Genomic DNA, 15469 nt, shown 5'->3' on the forward strand with positions numbered 1-15469 from the left:
ATTTATTAAAATTTAAACTTTATTTACCTTGGATTTTTTACACCTAAAGATGTTACTCCATTTGGAGTAATTAAGAACTTAATTATAAAGTTATTATATGGAATTTCCTTTTCACCAACTTTTACTCCAACATAAACCTCGTAATTCATTTCACATTTACTTTCAGTATCTTTTTTTATTACTTCTAAAATCTCTGCATCCTTTAAGCAATAGTAAATATCTTTTTCATAAAGCTTAACCACTTCTTCTTTGATATATGGATTTAAAAGAGTTAAAATAACGTTATTTACAAATTCATCATTATCATCTAAAATACTTTCTTCTTCATAAACATTATTTTTAGATTCTGCATCATAAGTCGGATTCTCCTCAGTTCTTATACTATAGTCTTTAAATGTTCCATAATTCTCAACTCTATTTAAATTATCATAGGCAGAAATAAATCTAACTAAGATTTGACTGTTTAAAAGTTCTTTATTATCCTTTAAAAATTGTCTATCTCCATATTTTATTGCAGACAATGCAAGTGGGAGTTCTTGTACAAATATTCTATTCCTTTTAGTTGCAACCTCTTTCCCTCCCATGCCATCAACATAAATATAAGCCTTAAATATAAATCTATTGTCTACCTTTTTCCATTCTCCAAAAACTTCATCTCTTTTCATGAAATTTATTTTATCGTATGCATATGCTAAAGCAACTGTGAGAAATAATTCTCCTGTTTCATCAGAATGAGTTAAAGTATATTTTCTACCTTCTATTGGTTTTTCATCTGTAATTTCATTTCTGAATTCCACACTTAATCTTTTAGTATTAAACATAACCTACACCTCAAAATAATACTATTAACCTTTTATTTATATGAAGTCTAAATTATATTTATTCAACATAAAATTGACGAATCCCCTAAAAAATATTCAAAGAAAAATCCTTATGACTGCTGTTATATAAAACTTGATTAACTTTAAGTTGATTTCACTAGATTTTTTTTGAAGTTAAATATAAATTCTTCAGACTCATTTGATATTTTAGCAGCCTTATTAACAATTTTATTTATGGCGTTAAGTTCATAGGCTATACTCTCATTAGTTTTTCTTAACTCATAAGCTTTTTTACCTAATATCTTTAGTTCTTCTCTTTCTTCCTTATTAAAATTTAAAATTGGAATTCTAGATACATAGCCTGATGTTACCATGTTGCTTCTTATTAGTGCACCTCTAACTAAGTATGTTACTAATGATGAATTTAGGTATGATAAAAGCCACCAAACATCATCGCTTTCACATATTATATTTGGATTAACACCATATGTTGAACCTTTAGGTAATATACATGCATTAAATTCAACTCCCATTGAAGAGCAAGTTATACCTGATTTATATAAAAATTTTTTATTTCTAACATTAAAATTTGGAACTTTGTTTGATAACTCTAAAAAATCTTTATGAAGATATATAACTCTTCTAGTATAAAACTTATCTTTTCCTGGATTTTTATAAAAAGGTACTAAATAATTTCCCTCTTTTATCTTTGAAAGGTATAACTTATCATTTCCTGTTGAAATACCCGTAATACATTTAAATTTTTCGCCCAATCTATCCTTATTAAAAAGTCTTCTTATATCCTCTGGACATTCAATAAAAAATTCTAGATTATCCTTTTTATTATTTAGCACTATATCCTCTAAATCATACATATTCCTTAAAAAATCAGAGTTTAGATTTTTAGAAAGTAAATCCTTAAAATCATCTAAGGATTTAGCTCTATTATTTACTCTTACCTTTTTTTGATATTGCTTTCCTTTTCTTAAAATCACAATACTTGTCCTAACATCTGCACCCTGATCATGAAATAACTCTGTTGGACACATTGTAATTTCTTCAATAGAACACTCTTCTAATATTTTCTTTCTAAGTTGTCTATGATTCTTTGCTGAAAAAAAAGAATCATGAGTTATAAGTCCAATAACAGCACCGTCCTTAGCTTTGTCTATTATTGCATATATAAACATGCTATACATGTTATGAACTCCAACCTCATGAAAAAATTCTTTTAAATACTCCTTATTACTTTTTATAAAATCTACTTCATGACAGTTATAAGGTGGATTTGCTATGTAGTAATCATAATCCCATTCCTCATTATACTTATGCTCACAATAATATTTTATAAAGTCATAATTATGAAAATCACAATTATAATTTTCCTTGTATTTTATTAAATCCATACCTGTTAATTTAATATTATAATCATTAAAATATCTTAGTAATTCTTCCTTACCACAACAAGGATCTAACAAGAGTTGTCCATCATCATTAATTTGTAAAATCCTTTTTCCTATATATCTTGCAACAAAGTTAGGTGTAGAATAATAGCCTATTTCTCTAACATCAATCACCTCTTTATGCTCTATACTAAGAGGTTTATATAAAATTTTTTCTTTCCTTCCCATAATACACCCCACATTAAGAAGTTCTCTTCCAAACCTTATTTTACCACAATTTTCATGTTAATATAAAAAATGTATACTTTTTTATATTTCTTTAAAAGTCATTAATAAACTCTAAAATAAACAAAAAATAACCTATGAATAATTTCTCATTCATAGGTTATTTTTATATCTTATAATCCTGATTCTCTAAATTTATGTTCTACAAACTCAGTTATCTTATGGAAAGGTTTCTTAAGTACGCATAATACAAAGAATACTCCAAAGAATATACCAAGTGCTTTTAAATCACTATTTACCGTTTCCCATATAGGCCCTGCAATTGCTTCTCTGAATCCATCAATTGCATAAGTAAATGGCCATAAAGGTTGTAATATCTCAAATATTTTTGGATTTGTTTGTATAGGATAAATTCCTCCTGCCCCTGCAACTTGGAATACCATTATTACAATGGCCATAGCTTTACCTATATTTCCAAATAGAGATACAAGAGTAAATATCATCACTGTAAATACTATAGAACTTATAAATGCAAATCCAAACATTAACCAAGTGTTAACAGGATTCACTCCAAGTATATATATATCTCCTAAAACAATTATCGTAGCTTGAATTAAGGATATTGTTAAAAACAATAACATCTTACCAAAATGTTTTTGAAGAAGATTTAACTTAGTTCCATCTTCAAAATCTTCACACTCAACAGTCAATAATGAAGTTAATAGAAGTGAACCAACCCAAATTGCTAAAACAGTATAAAAGGGTGTAAGAGCTACTCCAAATATTCCTGCATCATAAACTTCCTCTTCTTTTACATTAACAGGAGATGATATAAATGATGCTATTTCATCTGGATTTTTCTTCATTAAATCAATTGCTTTGTTTAAATTCTCTGCTGTTAATCCTGATGTTTTTTCTATTAATTTAGAAATCTCATCTTGGAATTCATTAAGTTTTCCTGATATTTGACTTGATTGCTGACTAGCTACATCACTACTTGCTATTCCATATGTAGCTAAAGCATTAAGCTGAGGAACTATTATCTTAGTTGTTTCTAATACTGAGTTCGCAGTATCTAATCCACCTTTTAATGAATTTCCTATACTGTTTAAAGCAGGTGCTCCATTACTGTAATAACTATTTGATATATTCATAATTGATGAACTTAACTCATTACTTATAGTAGAAACTGAATCTATTGATTTTTGAATATCTTCTTTACTACTTCCATTTGATATGGCTGTTTTTATAGCCTCTAATTGAGTTTTCTCATTTTTAACCATATCTTGAGTTTTCTTCATCATATTTATTAAACTAGTTATTGATGAGTTAGGTTTAATACTATTTATCTTTTCTAAAGATTCAATACTTGATGAAAATATATTATTTAATGAATCAATTTTTGTTGTTATCTTATCTATTGTTTCAAGCATTTTACTTGTATCCATAGATTCATTTAACTGAGTTAGCTTTGTTAATAAACTTTGTAATTCATTATTCATAGCTTGCATAGTTATTGTATCATTACTAAAACTATTTGAAATTGAATTAACAGTTTGCTGAGTTGAATTTATTAACGACTTACTTGATTCCATCGTACTTTGTAAATTATTTAATTGACTTGTTACCTTAGGCAAATCATTCTTTACACTACTTAAATACTTACTTAAGCTTTGAGAATCACCATTTGCTTTATTAACAAAACTTTGAATCTCCTTTAAACTACTATTTGCACTTTCTAATGTATCTCTTATCTGCAAAATAGCAGGCTTATTAGTTTCTAACTTTCCACCTAACTTATTTAAAAGTTCAAAAGCTTCTTTGTTTACTGTATCAACAAAATTAGTTTTAATCTCTTTTGTAACCTCATCCTTAGCAACATTTGTAATCTTAGTTGCTATGGCATTTGTCTTCTCATTAACCTTATATATTATTTCTGGTTTTTGAGGATTTCCAGTTGTTAAACTTGTTAATCCAGCAGAGAAATCTGATGGAATTTCTATAAGAGCATAATATTCTCCTTCGTTTAAGCCATAATTCCCCTGCCAATTATCTACAAACTTCCAACCTATAGAATCATTTTTCTTAAGTTGGTCGACTATTTCATTTCCTACATTTACTTTCTTTCCTTCAACCACAGTACCTTGGTCATTATTTACTACAGCCACTGGTAAATTCCCTGTATTAACATATGGATCCCAACATGCTTTAATGTTAATCCATGCATAAAGAGATGGTATAATACATAAACCAATTACTATTGATAAGGCTGCTGGATTTTTTCTTATTCTTCTTAAATCTCTTCGAAAGACCTTAAAAATTTTCTTCATATTTCACCTCTTAAATACAGATTATTCTGCTATTCCAGACTCTTCAAACATTTCTTCAAATTTTCTTACTCTAGGATTTAATGGTCCTTTTAAAAGATATCCTAGTAATAAGAATATAACTGCCATTATTGTTAAAATTACAAAGTCTAAAACAACTGTGCTAACTAAAGGTCCTGCTATTGCTTCCCTAAATCCTGATATTGCATAAGTGAATGGGAATGTTGGTTGAACTATTCTGAAAAATAACGGATCAACCTGTATTGGATATGATCCTCCACTACCTGCTAATTGAAGTACCATCAATATAATAGTTAGTGCTTTTCCTAAATTACCAAATAAGGACATAAGAGTGAAAACTATTATAGTAAATACAGCTGATGAAAACATAGCCATTACAATAAGCAATGTTGTATTAACTGTATGTACTCCAAGTAAGAATTTATCTCCAAATGCAACTATAAATCCTTGTATTACACTTAAACTTACGAAAATAAGCATTTTTCCAAAGTGTCTTTCTCTTAAATTTATATTTTCACTACCTTCAAATTCTACAGACTCTGTTTTTAATAAAGATATTAAAATTAAAGAACCAACCCATAATGCTAAAACTGAATATATAGGTGCCATTCCTGAGCCATAGTTAGGAACTTTATATATTGCATCAGTCTTTATATTAAATGGATTTGCAATAAATTCTCCCATAAAAGCTGGATTACTTTGAAGTATGCTAACTATTTTTCCAAGTTGATCATCACTTACATTTTGAAGCTTATTACTTAATTCGCTTATTACACCAGAAAACTGATCTAAACTACTTTTAAGTTTATCTGATGTTGTGCCTGCTAAATTAGCTCCTTGACCTGCTGTACTTAATAAATTATTTATTTGATCAGCTAAACCATTAGCTTGTTTTAAAAGGTCTGAAGCACCTTGTGTAGCTTTTACTAATCCATCTGCCATATTATTTAATTCAGGCCTTACTTCCTTATCAAACTTATTTAAAGAATTAGTTATTTGACTTTCTATATTTTTAGTTAAATCATTAATTGAGTTTATTAACCCTTTATCAATATTTCCTCCACTACTAACCTTACTTTGTAAATCATTAAGTTTAGTTTTCTCTTTCTCTAATGATGTTTGAACCCCTTTTAAACTTGTTATCATGTTAGTAATTTTATCATTAGGTGAAACTTTATTAATCGCATCTAAAAAGTTTATTACTGAGTTTACACTATTATTAACATTATCAACCTCTGTGATTGCCTTATTTATACTAGAACTAATTTTTGAAGTTCCAACATCTTTTGCAATATTTGATATATCATTTAAACTATTTTGAACCTTATCTAAAGAGGTCTTTGATTCTGATAAATTTAACCTTATATTATCAAAAGTAGCATTTAAGGACTCCTTTGAAGTATTTATTAAATTACCAGTATTAGTAGCATCCTTTGATATATTATTTAAACCACTTGTTATAGACGGCATTGTCTGTTGAACTTCTTTTAAATATGTATCTAGATTTTTAGAATTACTATTTATATTAGTAAGCATATTTTTAATTGATCCCATATTTTTATCTATAGCAATAATAGAATTTTTAAGTTGTATAATACGATCTTTATTCTCATTTATATTAGATCCAACACCATTTAAAGATGAAAATATAGTTTCATTTACAGTTGTTATAAAATTAGATGTTATCTTATCTACTAAAGTCCTTTTAGCAACCCCTGTTATCTTTCCTGCAACAGGATTAGCCTTAGTATTAACCTTATATATTATTTCAGGTTTTACTGGTTTATCAGAGGTTAAACTTGTTAAATCCTTTGAAAAATCTGATGGAATTTCTATCATTGCATAATAATTTCCATCTATTAACCCTGTATTAGCCTGTTCCGTACTAACAAACTTCCATCCAATATCATGATTTTTCTTAAGCTCATCAATAACTTGATCACCTACGTTCATTTCCTTGCCATTTAAAGATGACCCCTTATCATTATTTACAACGGCAATTGGAACTGTACTTGTGTTTTCATAAGGATCCCAACACGCTTCTATATTTACCCACGCATATAATGATGGTATAAAGCATATTCCTCCTATTATTAAAAGTGCTATAGGATTTTTAATTATGGCTTTTATATCTCTTTTAAACACTTTTAAAATATTATTCCACTTCATTCACACACCTCCATTTGTAAAGTTAAAATAAACACATCCCCCTATGTTTTATTTCAAATCTTGAAATCGAAAAGAGTTTTTAAACTCTTAATTAATATAGTATCAAAAATTAGTTTACAAATAAACCTTTTAACTCTTAATTAATCATTAAAATATTTTAAATTAAATATATAATAGTAAAAATATTATTAAATATATTATATATCACTTTATTTTCTTAATTCTAAAAAACCGAAATTATTTATATATAACTAATTTTTATAAAAAAAGAAGCATATTAAATGCTTCTAAAAAAACTATTATTAGATTTTCTTAACAAATTCTGATTTTAAGCTCATAGCTCCAAAACCATCTATTTTACAATCTATATTGTGATCTCCCTCAACTAGACGTATATTCTTAACTTTTGTACCTTTCTTTAATGCTGATGAAGCACCTTTTACTTTAAGATCCTTTATTATAGTTATTGTATCTCCATCTTGAAGTATGTTTCCGTTTGAATCTTTAACTACTAATACATCCTCATCTACATTTTCTGTTCCTGGAGTCCACTCATAGGCACACTCTGGACAAACTAAAAGAGTTCCATCTTCGTAAGTGTATTCTGATCCACATTTAGGGCAATTTGGTAATTTATCCATTATATATTCCTCCGTTCATTTTTTTCAATTCCCATTAGTTTTAAACAAGCATATGCATTTTATACTTATAGGGATTTACTTATAGGATTATATAATATCATAGTCTAGTAATAATGACAAATTTTAAGCTTTTTAAAGCTATATTTCATTAAACTTTATATATTAAATACTTTAATGAAATACGGGCTATTTTGATAAATTAAAAAAATTAATTTCTAAACATATAAATTAAATTTAGCATGCTTCTTGAACCTTTCCATTAGAATTTACTATGTATGTTACTATATAATTTTTATGTTTTTTATCTCTTTCAATAATATAATAAGTTTTTAATCCATCCTCATTTATCTTTTGCTCAGCTAGCTCATAAGTCTGATTTTTAAACTTACTATAATTTTTTACAAGCTGAACTGCTTTTTCATAAGTAAAGTTTTTATTTAAATTAGCTTCTCCTGTTGTTCCAACCTTGCTATCAGTCTTTTTAATAAGTTCAACGCATCTTTTCATCTGACTATCGCTCATTCTATTCCCCCCTAAAAGTTCTTTAATCTTTAACCTTGCATTCATGTAATCTCCTTGATTATATAAGTGTTCACATTTTAAAATTTCATTTTCTACATTCTTTGAAGATTCATACATTTTTTTCTCATCAACAGTTTTTGCTAAGGCAGCTTTATTAGTTATTTGATTATAAAGTCTTAATGCTTCATCAACATCTCCTCTCTTATAGGCATCTCTAGCCCTATAAGAAAGTTCATATCCTTCCTCCAAACTTTGTCCACTTTCTTTTACTTTGCTCTCAGTTTTTGAATTCGTTTGTTCGCTAACTTTGCTTTTATTCTTAATATTTTTTTCTACTTCTTTCTTTGGCTCAACTTTCTCTGTTTCAGTTTTAGACTCTACAACTTTTTTATTTTCTGTTTCCTTAACATCATTATCTTTCACACTAACCTTACTCTCTTTAGCTTTTTCCTCAACTTTATCATCTTTTACACTTTTTACTTCTCTGCTATCTATAACTCCAGTTTTCTTAGATTCATCACTAGTTATAAATTTTTCTTTTATATTTTGATAACAATTTTTATTATTTAATCTAACAACACTAAGTGTGCCACCTACAATAACAACTCCAAGTATCAAAGATAAAATAATTCTCTTCTTCATATTCATCCCCCTTATAAATTTGAAATAAATTACATTTCTTTAAATTATATCACTAGTTATATCAAAAAACTATCAATTTGAATATAAATAAGCAAACTATATTTTTCATAACATAAATATAAAATCTAATAAATATAAACGATTTTAATTTGTTTTTTTATTTTTACAAATATTAGTTTTTTATGTTAATTCATTATTTGTTATAATAAGTGTATATTTTTTATTAAGGAGTGATTCAATGCCAGCAGATAGAACTAATAAGGTTAGTTGCCATAATTATAGATGTGAAATAGAAGTAACATTAGAAGTTATAGGTGGTAAATGGAAATCACTTATAATTTGGACCCTTGGAATTCATGAAGTAATTAGATTTAATGAGTTTAAAAATTTAATACCTGAAATTAGTCAAAAAATGCTAACACAACAACTAAGAGATTTAGAAAAAAATAAACTTGTACATAGAAAGGTATATAATCAAGTTCCCCCAATGGTTGAATACTCACTTACCGATATGGGTAAAAAACTACTTCCAATCCTAAGAGAAATGGATTTATGGGGAAAAGAATTTGTAAATATGTTTTAAGCTCAAAAAACAAGACTTATAAATATGTTTTTAAAATAATTCTTATGAATTAATTTCTAAAATATATTTATAAGTCTTTTATCTATATAATAATTGAATATTCAATTTATCTATTTTAAAGCTAATTTTCCATCTTACTCATAATATATCTATGTATATTTTCAGCAACTATTTTTCCATTATTAACAGCCTCAACTACTGTCTTAGCTCCACTTACAATATCTCCAGCTGAGAAAACTCCATCTATAGAAGTCTGTCCATTTTCATCAACTTCAAGCAGTCTCCACTGATTAAAATCTAAACCATCTTGAGAATACTCTTTAGCTTGTTGACTTACAGCTATTATTATTGAATCTAATTTATTTAACTTCTCTGATCCTTCTATATTTACAATCTTTGATTTTGACTTATCATCATCAACTTTTTTAGTACTTATGGTAATTAATCCATCCTCAACAACTTCTACTGGTGACTCAAATACTTTAAATTGAACCCCTTCTTCTCTAGCTTCATTTATTTCTGCTAATACTGCAGTCATATCGCTAAAATCTCTTCTATAAAAAACAGTAGTATTAGCACCTGTTTTTCTAGCTGTTCTAGCGGCATCCATAGAAACGTTTCCTGCCCCTATAATTCCTACATTATTTCCTAAATCTATTGAATCTGGTGCTTTTAAATAATCTATTGCATAATGAACATTATATCTAGTTTCACCCTTCATCTTTATAGCTTTAGCTTCTTCTAAACCTATTCCAATGAAAATAGCATCATATCCATCTCTAAATAAATCTTCTATTTTAATATTATCTAAAACTGATACATTATTTCTTATTTTAACTCCTAATTGAATTAACTTCTCTTCTATTAAATCAACTATAGATTTATCTAATCTAAAGTTAGGTATTCCATATCTAAGAACTCCTCCAAGTTTAGGATTCTTTTCAAAAATTGTTACATCATATCCTTTTAAAACAAGGTTAAAAGCAACACTTATTCCAGCTGGTCCTCCACCAACTATAGCAACTTTTTTATCTAATTTACCTTCTGGTTTTATATTTAAAGTTTCAAGATATTTTCCTGATATGTATCTCTCTATATCATAAAAGTTTACTGACTCGCCTTTTATTCCTCTAACACAATTTCCATAACATTGTCTTTCATGTGGACATACAATTGAGCAAACCAATGATAATGGATTATTTTCAAATAATATACTTCCAGCTTCTTCTATTTTATTTTCTTTAAATAAACTTATAATCTGAGGTATAGGTGTATTTATAGGACAATTATTACTACATCTAGCATTTTTACATCCTAAACATCTATCTGCTTCCAATTGTAATTCTTTTATAACTTTATTTTCCACTTTTTCACCCACTTCCTTTGTTTTTAGACAAAAAGAAGATTATCCTAAAATAATCTTCTTTTATCTAGTTATTAAGTTTAATTTATATTAATGTTGGTATTAACTATTTAAATTAGAAGTTTACATCTTCTCCGTAGTAAACAGCTTCAAATAATTTCTTCATTTCTTCTACTGATATTTCTCTTGGGTTTGTACCAGTACAAGGGTCAGCAACTGCTGTTTCAGAAATTGAATCTAAGTTTTCTCTGAACATCTCTTCTGATATTCCAAACTCTTTTAATGATTGAGCCATTCCCATTTTAGCTCTTAAATCTTTAACTAAGCTAACTAATGAATTTACTAACTCATCTTCATTATTTCCTTCTAATCCTAATCTGCTAGCTATGTCAGCATAAGCTGATTTTGCAGTCTTAGCATTGAATTGAATAGCTGCTGGTAAGTATATAGCATTAGCTAAACCGTGAGGAACATTAAATATTTTTCCTGTTTTATGAGCCATTGAATGAACAATTCCTAATATAGCATTTGAGAAGGCCATTCCAGCTAAGTTTTGAGCTATATGCATATCTTTTCTTGCTTGATTTTCTCCTTCAAATGAATTATATAAATTTTCTACAATCATTTCTATTGATTTCATTGCTAATGCATCAGTTATAGGATTTCTAGCTGTTGAAACGTAAGCTTCGAAAGCATGAGTTAAAGCATCCATTCCTGTGTTAGCAACTAAAGTTTTAGGCATAGTTTGAACTAATCCTGTATCAACAATAGCAATATCAGGTGTTATATTATAGTCTGCTATTGGATATTTAACACCAGTTTCATTGTCAGTTATAACTGAGAATGAAGTAACCTCAGTAGCAGTACCACTAGTTGTTGGTATAGCTATGAATTTAGCTTTTTGTCTTAACTCTGGTAAGTTGAATGGCTTAGCAGCTTCTTCAAATGTGAATTCTGGGTATTCATAGAAAATCCACATTGCCTTAGCAGCATCTATTGGTGAACCTCCACCAATTCCTATTATTAAATCAGGGTTGAATTCATTCATCATTTCAACACCTTTTCTTACTGTTGCAACTGATGGGTCATTTTCAACTCCAGTGAAAACCATAGTTTCAATATTAGCTTCTTTTAAATTAGCTTGTACTTTTGGAACTGTTCCATCTTTTATTAATCTTTCTGAACCAATAACTATGAAAGCTTTTGATCCTTTAGCTTCTTTTAAGTAGTCTACAGCATTTTCTCCAAAATATAAATCTCTTGGGATAGTAAATCTTTGCATTCAAACACACTCCTCTATATAAAAATTATTTATCTTTCAATTTAATGCCTCTCCCTGAGGACAAACTTAGTATATAACGTATTTTTAGAGAAAAAAAGAAGGCACTTTTTGGTGTTATACTTACCAAAAAGTGTGATTTGCCATATTATCTACTCTATAGAATTTAAAATTTTTCAAACTTTTTTCTATCAATCACTATTTTCAAAAAAATTTATATAAAAGGCTATGTTTTAAGCCAATGTTGATTTTAGATATAACCATATAAAAAAGAGAATCAAATTAATGATTCTCTTTAAAATTAGGCTTTAATAGCTACTATTAAATTTCTGTTTATTGATTGGTCTACTCTATGTAAGTAATTATTGTATGGACTTTCATCAAGAACCTTAAATCCATTCTTCTCTAAAAGAATTGCTACATCATCATATTTCATAGTAAATTCATTATATGATAAAACTAAACTTCCCTTAGTCTTTAAAACATTATGCCAAGCTGGAATTGCCTCTTTTAATAAGCATAATGGACTTCTTTCCATCATTGAGTTTTTATCATTCTTACTTCCATGTTGAACACCATATGGTAAATCAGATATTATTATGTCACATGATTTTTTCTTTAAAAGCAAGTCAGCCTTTCTTGTATCAGCATTAAATAATTGGAATGATTGTGCATTATCTGTATTGAAATCTTCTTTCTTTGATGATGCTATCAAACTAAATACATTTGCAATTTTTTTCTTCTTAGAATCTGATACCTTAGACTTCTCAGCCTTATGTTTATATTTACCCTCTTTTAAAAATCTTACAACATATGTTTGAATTTCTTGAACCCATTGTTCATTGATTTCTATTCCTTTAACATGAAAACCTCTTATAAAACCTTCATATAAAGTAGTTCCTTTACCACACATAGGATCAAATAAAGTTATTTTCTTACTTCCTGTCTTACATACGCTTAATGCAAGGTTTACCATAAGTCTTGTGAACTGTTCATTAGTTTTTCCATTATACTTTAATATTTGAACCATACTTTCTGGGAATGTATGAAAATCTGGTACAACTATTGGTCTTAATAATCCACCCTCTACTATTTCAAATAAAGCATAGTATATTGATGAAAATCCTAAAGCCTTAAAATCTTCTTCATGTAATTCTCTTTTAGTTGAAAAGCATATTGAAGCTGGAAGTCCCATTTCTCCTTCTTCTATACGACCTATCTCCATATCATAAGCCTCTGCAATTGCTTCTAATTCAGAAATTGCAATCTTTAATGCTGTATCAAAATAAATACGATTATGTCCTGGGTTTGCAAGTATAGCATATCTTTTCATATAAAAAATATCCTCATTTCTTAATATTTTAATTTACCTTTTTATCTTTAACATTATAACATCAAAAACAGTAGTTAAAATACTGAAATTTCTTATTTAGCATTATAGTTTTTATAAACAATATAAATTATTTATTAATATCTAATTTTATTAAATCATAATTATTATTTACTTTTTTGCAAAATATAGTTATAATATATTTAATTGTATGCAATTTATTTTTTATTTATAGATTTAAAAAAGATTAATAACATTAGAAAAATAATTAAAGAAAGGAGAATTTGGCATATATCAAAATAAACTTAGATATATTTTCATAGAATTAATAGATTTTGATATAGCCTAGTTTTTAGATATGATAAGTGTAATAGGTTTAATATTTTCACTAATACTTATAATGTATTTAGCTTATAAAGGATATTCAACTATAATAACAGCTCCAATAATTGCACTACTAACCATAATTCTTACTACAGGATTTAGTGGGCATTTAATGGCTAGCTATACAGAAGTTTATATGGCAGGATTCTCAAGTTTTATAAAAAACTACTTCCCTCTTTTTATGACAGGTGCAATCTTTGCAAAATTAATGGAAGAAGTAGGGTATGCTAAGTCTATAGCCCATTTTATAACTAAAAAAATAGGATCAGATAAATCAATATTAGCAGTAGTTTTATCAGGTGCATTACTTACATATGGAGGGGTTTCTTTATTTGTAGTTGCTTTCATACTTTATCCAATAGCTACTACTTTATTTAGAGAAGCTGATATTCCTAAAAGACTTATTCCTGGAACTATAGCCTTAGGTGCCTTCACTTTCACAATGACTGCCTTACCAGGTTCTCCAGAAATTCAAAATGTTATTCCAATGAAATACTTTGGAACAGACACTTTTGCAGCCCCTTTAATAGGATTATTTGCAAGTATTATGATGTTAAGCTTAGGAATGATTTGGCTTACTAGAAGATTAAAATCAGCCAGAGCCAATAATGAAGGGTACGGAAATCATAATGATAATATTGGTGATAATAATATAGAAAATCTACCTAGTATATTTAAAGCTATTCTTCCAATTTTAATTATTTTTGCAACTAACTTATTCTTTTCAAAAGTTTATTATAAAAATATAGATGGAAGTTATTTAAGTAAGTTTAACACTACTTTAAGTAATATTTCAGGAACTTGGAGTGTAATCATAGCAATAGTTTCAGCTGACATATTCCTTATTGTAACTCACTTTAAAAAATTAAAGAATTTAAAATCAATCTTAGATCAAGGAGTGAAAAATTCTTTTCTTCCTCTACTTAATTCAAGTGCCATAGTTGGATATGGAAGTGTAATAAAATCATTAGCAGTATTCTCCCTTATCCAATCATTTATTTTTGGTATTTCATCAAATCCAATAATATCTGAAGCACTATCAATAAACTTAATTTGTGGACTAACTGCCTCTGCCTCTGGTGGACTTGAAATATCTTTAAATGCCCTTGCACCAACATATATACATATGAGCCATGCATTTAATATTCCACCAGAAATTTTACATAGAATAGCCTCACTTTCTTCAGGTGGTTTAGATACACTCCCTCATAATGGGGCTGTAATTACTACACTTGCTATCTGTGGACTGACACACAAAGAATCCTACAAAGATATGTTTGTAACATCAGTTTTAATCCCAATATTCACAACAGCAGTGGTAGTCTTACTAGTTTCTCTTAGATATGGAGCCTAAAATATTTATAATAAAGTGGTTTAATATACATATTCTTAAAGTGAATTATAGCTTTTAAATTTCAAACAAAAAAGTCTTAACCAAATAATTTAAATGGTTAAGACTTTTTTATTCTATATTAATGTTCTCTTTATATCTTGAAATTAGTTTTTTAATCTTTTTTATATAACATAAAAAAGGTTGTAGAAAAACTACAACCTATAAAACTCTAAAATTATCTTCTATTTTGCTCTTTTCTAGCTCTTCTACAAGATAAACATCTTGTTGGCTCATTATTGAATCCTTTTTCTTTGTAGAATTCTTGCTCTCCTACTGAAAATATGAATTCACTTCCGCAATCTCTGCATTTTAATGTTTTATCTGACATAAACATTCCTCCTAAAATTAAAGAATCTAAATTGATAT

Annotated in this window: 12 protein-coding genes; 2 read left to right on the forward strand and 10 right to left on the reverse strand. The window is 27.7% G+C overall.

Annotation, left to right across the window (positions count from 1 at the left end):
• Nucleotides 1–23 precede the first annotated feature (23 nt).
• The 6 genes from Q1K13_RS05375 to Q1K13_RS05400 form a co-directional block, all read right to left on the reverse strand.
• Nucleotides 24–821 carry a staygreen family protein gene (locus Q1K13_RS05375; RefSeq protein WP_300348264.1) on the reverse strand — a complete coding sequence of 266 codons (798 nt, stop codon included), beginning with the start codon at nucleotides 819–821 and terminating at the stop codon, nucleotides 24–26.
• 143 nt (nucleotides 822–964) lie between these two features.
• A complete protein-coding gene (locus Q1K13_RS05380) occupies nucleotides 965–2452 on the reverse strand; it encodes an N-6 DNA methylase (protein ID WP_300348265.1) in 1488 nt (495 codons plus the stop codon).
• A 170-nt stretch (nucleotides 2453–2622) separates the two neighbouring features.
• The gene (locus Q1K13_RS05385) at nucleotides 2623–4779 is read right to left on the reverse strand and encodes a YhgE/Pip domain-containing protein (RefSeq protein WP_300348268.1); all 2157 of its coding nucleotides are present in this window, start codon (nucleotides 4777–4779) and stop codon (nucleotides 2623–2625) included.
• A 21-nt stretch (nucleotides 4780–4800) separates the two neighbouring features.
• On the reverse strand, nucleotides 4801–6966 hold the full coding sequence (locus Q1K13_RS05390) for a YhgE/Pip domain-containing protein (RefSeq protein WP_300348269.1): 2166 nt from the start codon (nucleotides 6964–6966) through the stop codon (nucleotides 4801–4803).
• 302 nt (nucleotides 6967–7268) lie between these two features.
• Nucleotides 7269–7607, reverse strand: a complete 339-nt coding sequence (locus Q1K13_RS05395; protein ID WP_300348270.1) for a zinc ribbon domain-containing protein YjdM — start codon at nucleotides 7605–7607, stop codon at nucleotides 7269–7271.
• Between the two features lie 234 nt (nucleotides 7608–7841).
• Nucleotides 7842–8771, reverse strand: coding sequence for a hypothetical protein (locus Q1K13_RS05400; RefSeq protein WP_300348271.1), 930 nt, complete (start codon nucleotides 8769–8771; stop codon nucleotides 7842–7844).
• 238 nt (nucleotides 8772–9009) lie between these two features.
• On the opposite strand from Q1K13_RS05400, the gene Q1K13_RS05405 reads away from it, so the two are divergent.
• Nucleotides 9010–9354: a winged helix-turn-helix transcriptional regulator gene (locus Q1K13_RS05405; protein WP_300348272.1), complete on the forward strand. Its 345-nt coding sequence runs from the start codon at nucleotides 9010–9012 to the stop codon at nucleotides 9352–9354.
• A 121-nt stretch (nucleotides 9355–9475) separates the two neighbouring features.
• Here Q1K13_RS05405 and Q1K13_RS05410 read toward each other — a convergent pair whose 3' ends face one another.
• The 3 genes from Q1K13_RS05410 to Q1K13_RS05420 form a co-directional block, all read right to left on the reverse strand.
• Nucleotides 9476–10720, reverse strand: coding sequence for an NAD(P)-dependent oxidoreductase (locus tag Q1K13_RS05410; protein ID WP_300348273.1), 1245 nt, complete (start codon nucleotides 10718–10720; stop codon nucleotides 9476–9478).
• A 112-nt stretch (nucleotides 10721–10832) separates the two neighbouring features.
• The gene (locus tag Q1K13_RS05415; protein ID WP_300348274.1) at nucleotides 10833–11999 is read right to left on the reverse strand and encodes an iron-containing alcohol dehydrogenase; all 1167 of its coding nucleotides are present in this window, start codon (nucleotides 11997–11999) and stop codon (nucleotides 10833–10835) included.
• A 298-nt stretch (nucleotides 12000–12297) separates the two neighbouring features.
• Entirely contained in the window at nucleotides 12298–13329 is a 1032-nt protein-coding gene (locus Q1K13_RS05420) for a TRM11 family SAM-dependent methyltransferase (RefSeq protein WP_300348276.1), read from the reverse strand.
• 355 nt (nucleotides 13330–13684) lie between these two features.
• On the opposite strand from Q1K13_RS05420, the gene Q1K13_RS05425 reads away from it, so the two are divergent.
• Nucleotides 13685–15064 carry a GntP family permease gene (locus Q1K13_RS05425; protein WP_300348277.1) on the forward strand — a complete coding sequence of 460 codons (1380 nt, stop codon included), beginning with the start codon at nucleotides 13685–13687 and terminating at the stop codon, nucleotides 15062–15064.
• Nucleotides 15065–15278: 214 nt separating this feature from the next.
• Here Q1K13_RS05425 and Q1K13_RS05430 read toward each other — a convergent pair whose 3' ends face one another.
• Entirely contained in the window at nucleotides 15279–15431 is a 153-nt protein-coding gene (locus Q1K13_RS05430) for a zinc-ribbon domain-containing protein (protein ID WP_300348279.1), read from the reverse strand.
• Nucleotides 15432–15469 lie beyond the last annotated feature (38 nt).

It is taken from the genome of Clostridium sp. (genome assembly GCF_029267215.1).
Classification (GTDB): Bacteria; Bacillota; Clostridia; order Clostridiales; family Clostridiaceae; genus Sarcina.

What these genes read in the sequence shown, in the direction of transcription:
- Q1K13_RS05425 (WP_300348277.1), top strand. Translation starts at nt 13,685, where the DNA reads ATGATAAGTGTAATAGGTTTAATATTTTCACTAATACTTATAATGTAT.
- Q1K13_RS05390 (WP_300348269.1), bottom strand. Translation starts at nt 6,966, where the DNA reads ATGAAGTGGAATAATATTTTAAAAGTGTTTAAAAGAGATATAAAAGCC.
- Q1K13_RS05420 (WP_300348276.1), bottom strand. Translation starts at nt 13,329, where the DNA reads ATGAAAAGATATGCTATACTTGCAAACCCAGGACATAATCGTATTTAT.
- Q1K13_RS05430 (WP_300348279.1), bottom strand. Translation starts at nt 15,431, where the DNA reads ATGTCAGATAAAACATTAAAATGCAGAGATTGCGGAAGTGAATTCATA.
- Q1K13_RS05385 (WP_300348268.1), bottom strand. Translation starts at nt 4,779, where the DNA reads ATGAAGAAAATTTTTAAGGTCTTTCGAAGAGATTTAAGAAGAATAAGA.
- Q1K13_RS05400 (WP_300348271.1), bottom strand. Translation starts at nt 8,771, where the DNA reads ATGAAGAAGAGAATTATTTTATCTTTGATACTTGGAGTTGTTATTGTA.
- Q1K13_RS05380 (WP_300348265.1), bottom strand. Translation starts at nt 2,452, where the DNA reads ATGGGAAGGAAAGAAAAAATTTTATATAAACCTCTTAGTATAGAGCAT.
- Q1K13_RS05405 (WP_300348272.1), top strand. Translation starts at nt 9,010, where the DNA reads ATGCCAGCAGATAGAACTAATAAGGTTAGTTGCCATAATTATAGATGT.
- Q1K13_RS05415 (WP_300348274.1), bottom strand. Translation starts at nt 11,999, where the DNA reads ATGCAAAGATTTACTATCCCAAGAGATTTATATTTTGGAGAAAATGCT.
- Q1K13_RS05375 (WP_300348264.1), bottom strand. Translation starts at nt 821, where the DNA reads ATGTTTAATACTAAAAGATTAAGTGTGGAATTCAGAAATGAAATTACA.
- Q1K13_RS05395 (WP_300348270.1), bottom strand. Translation starts at nt 7,607, where the DNA reads ATGGATAAATTACCAAATTGCCCTAAATGTGGATCAGAATACACTTAC.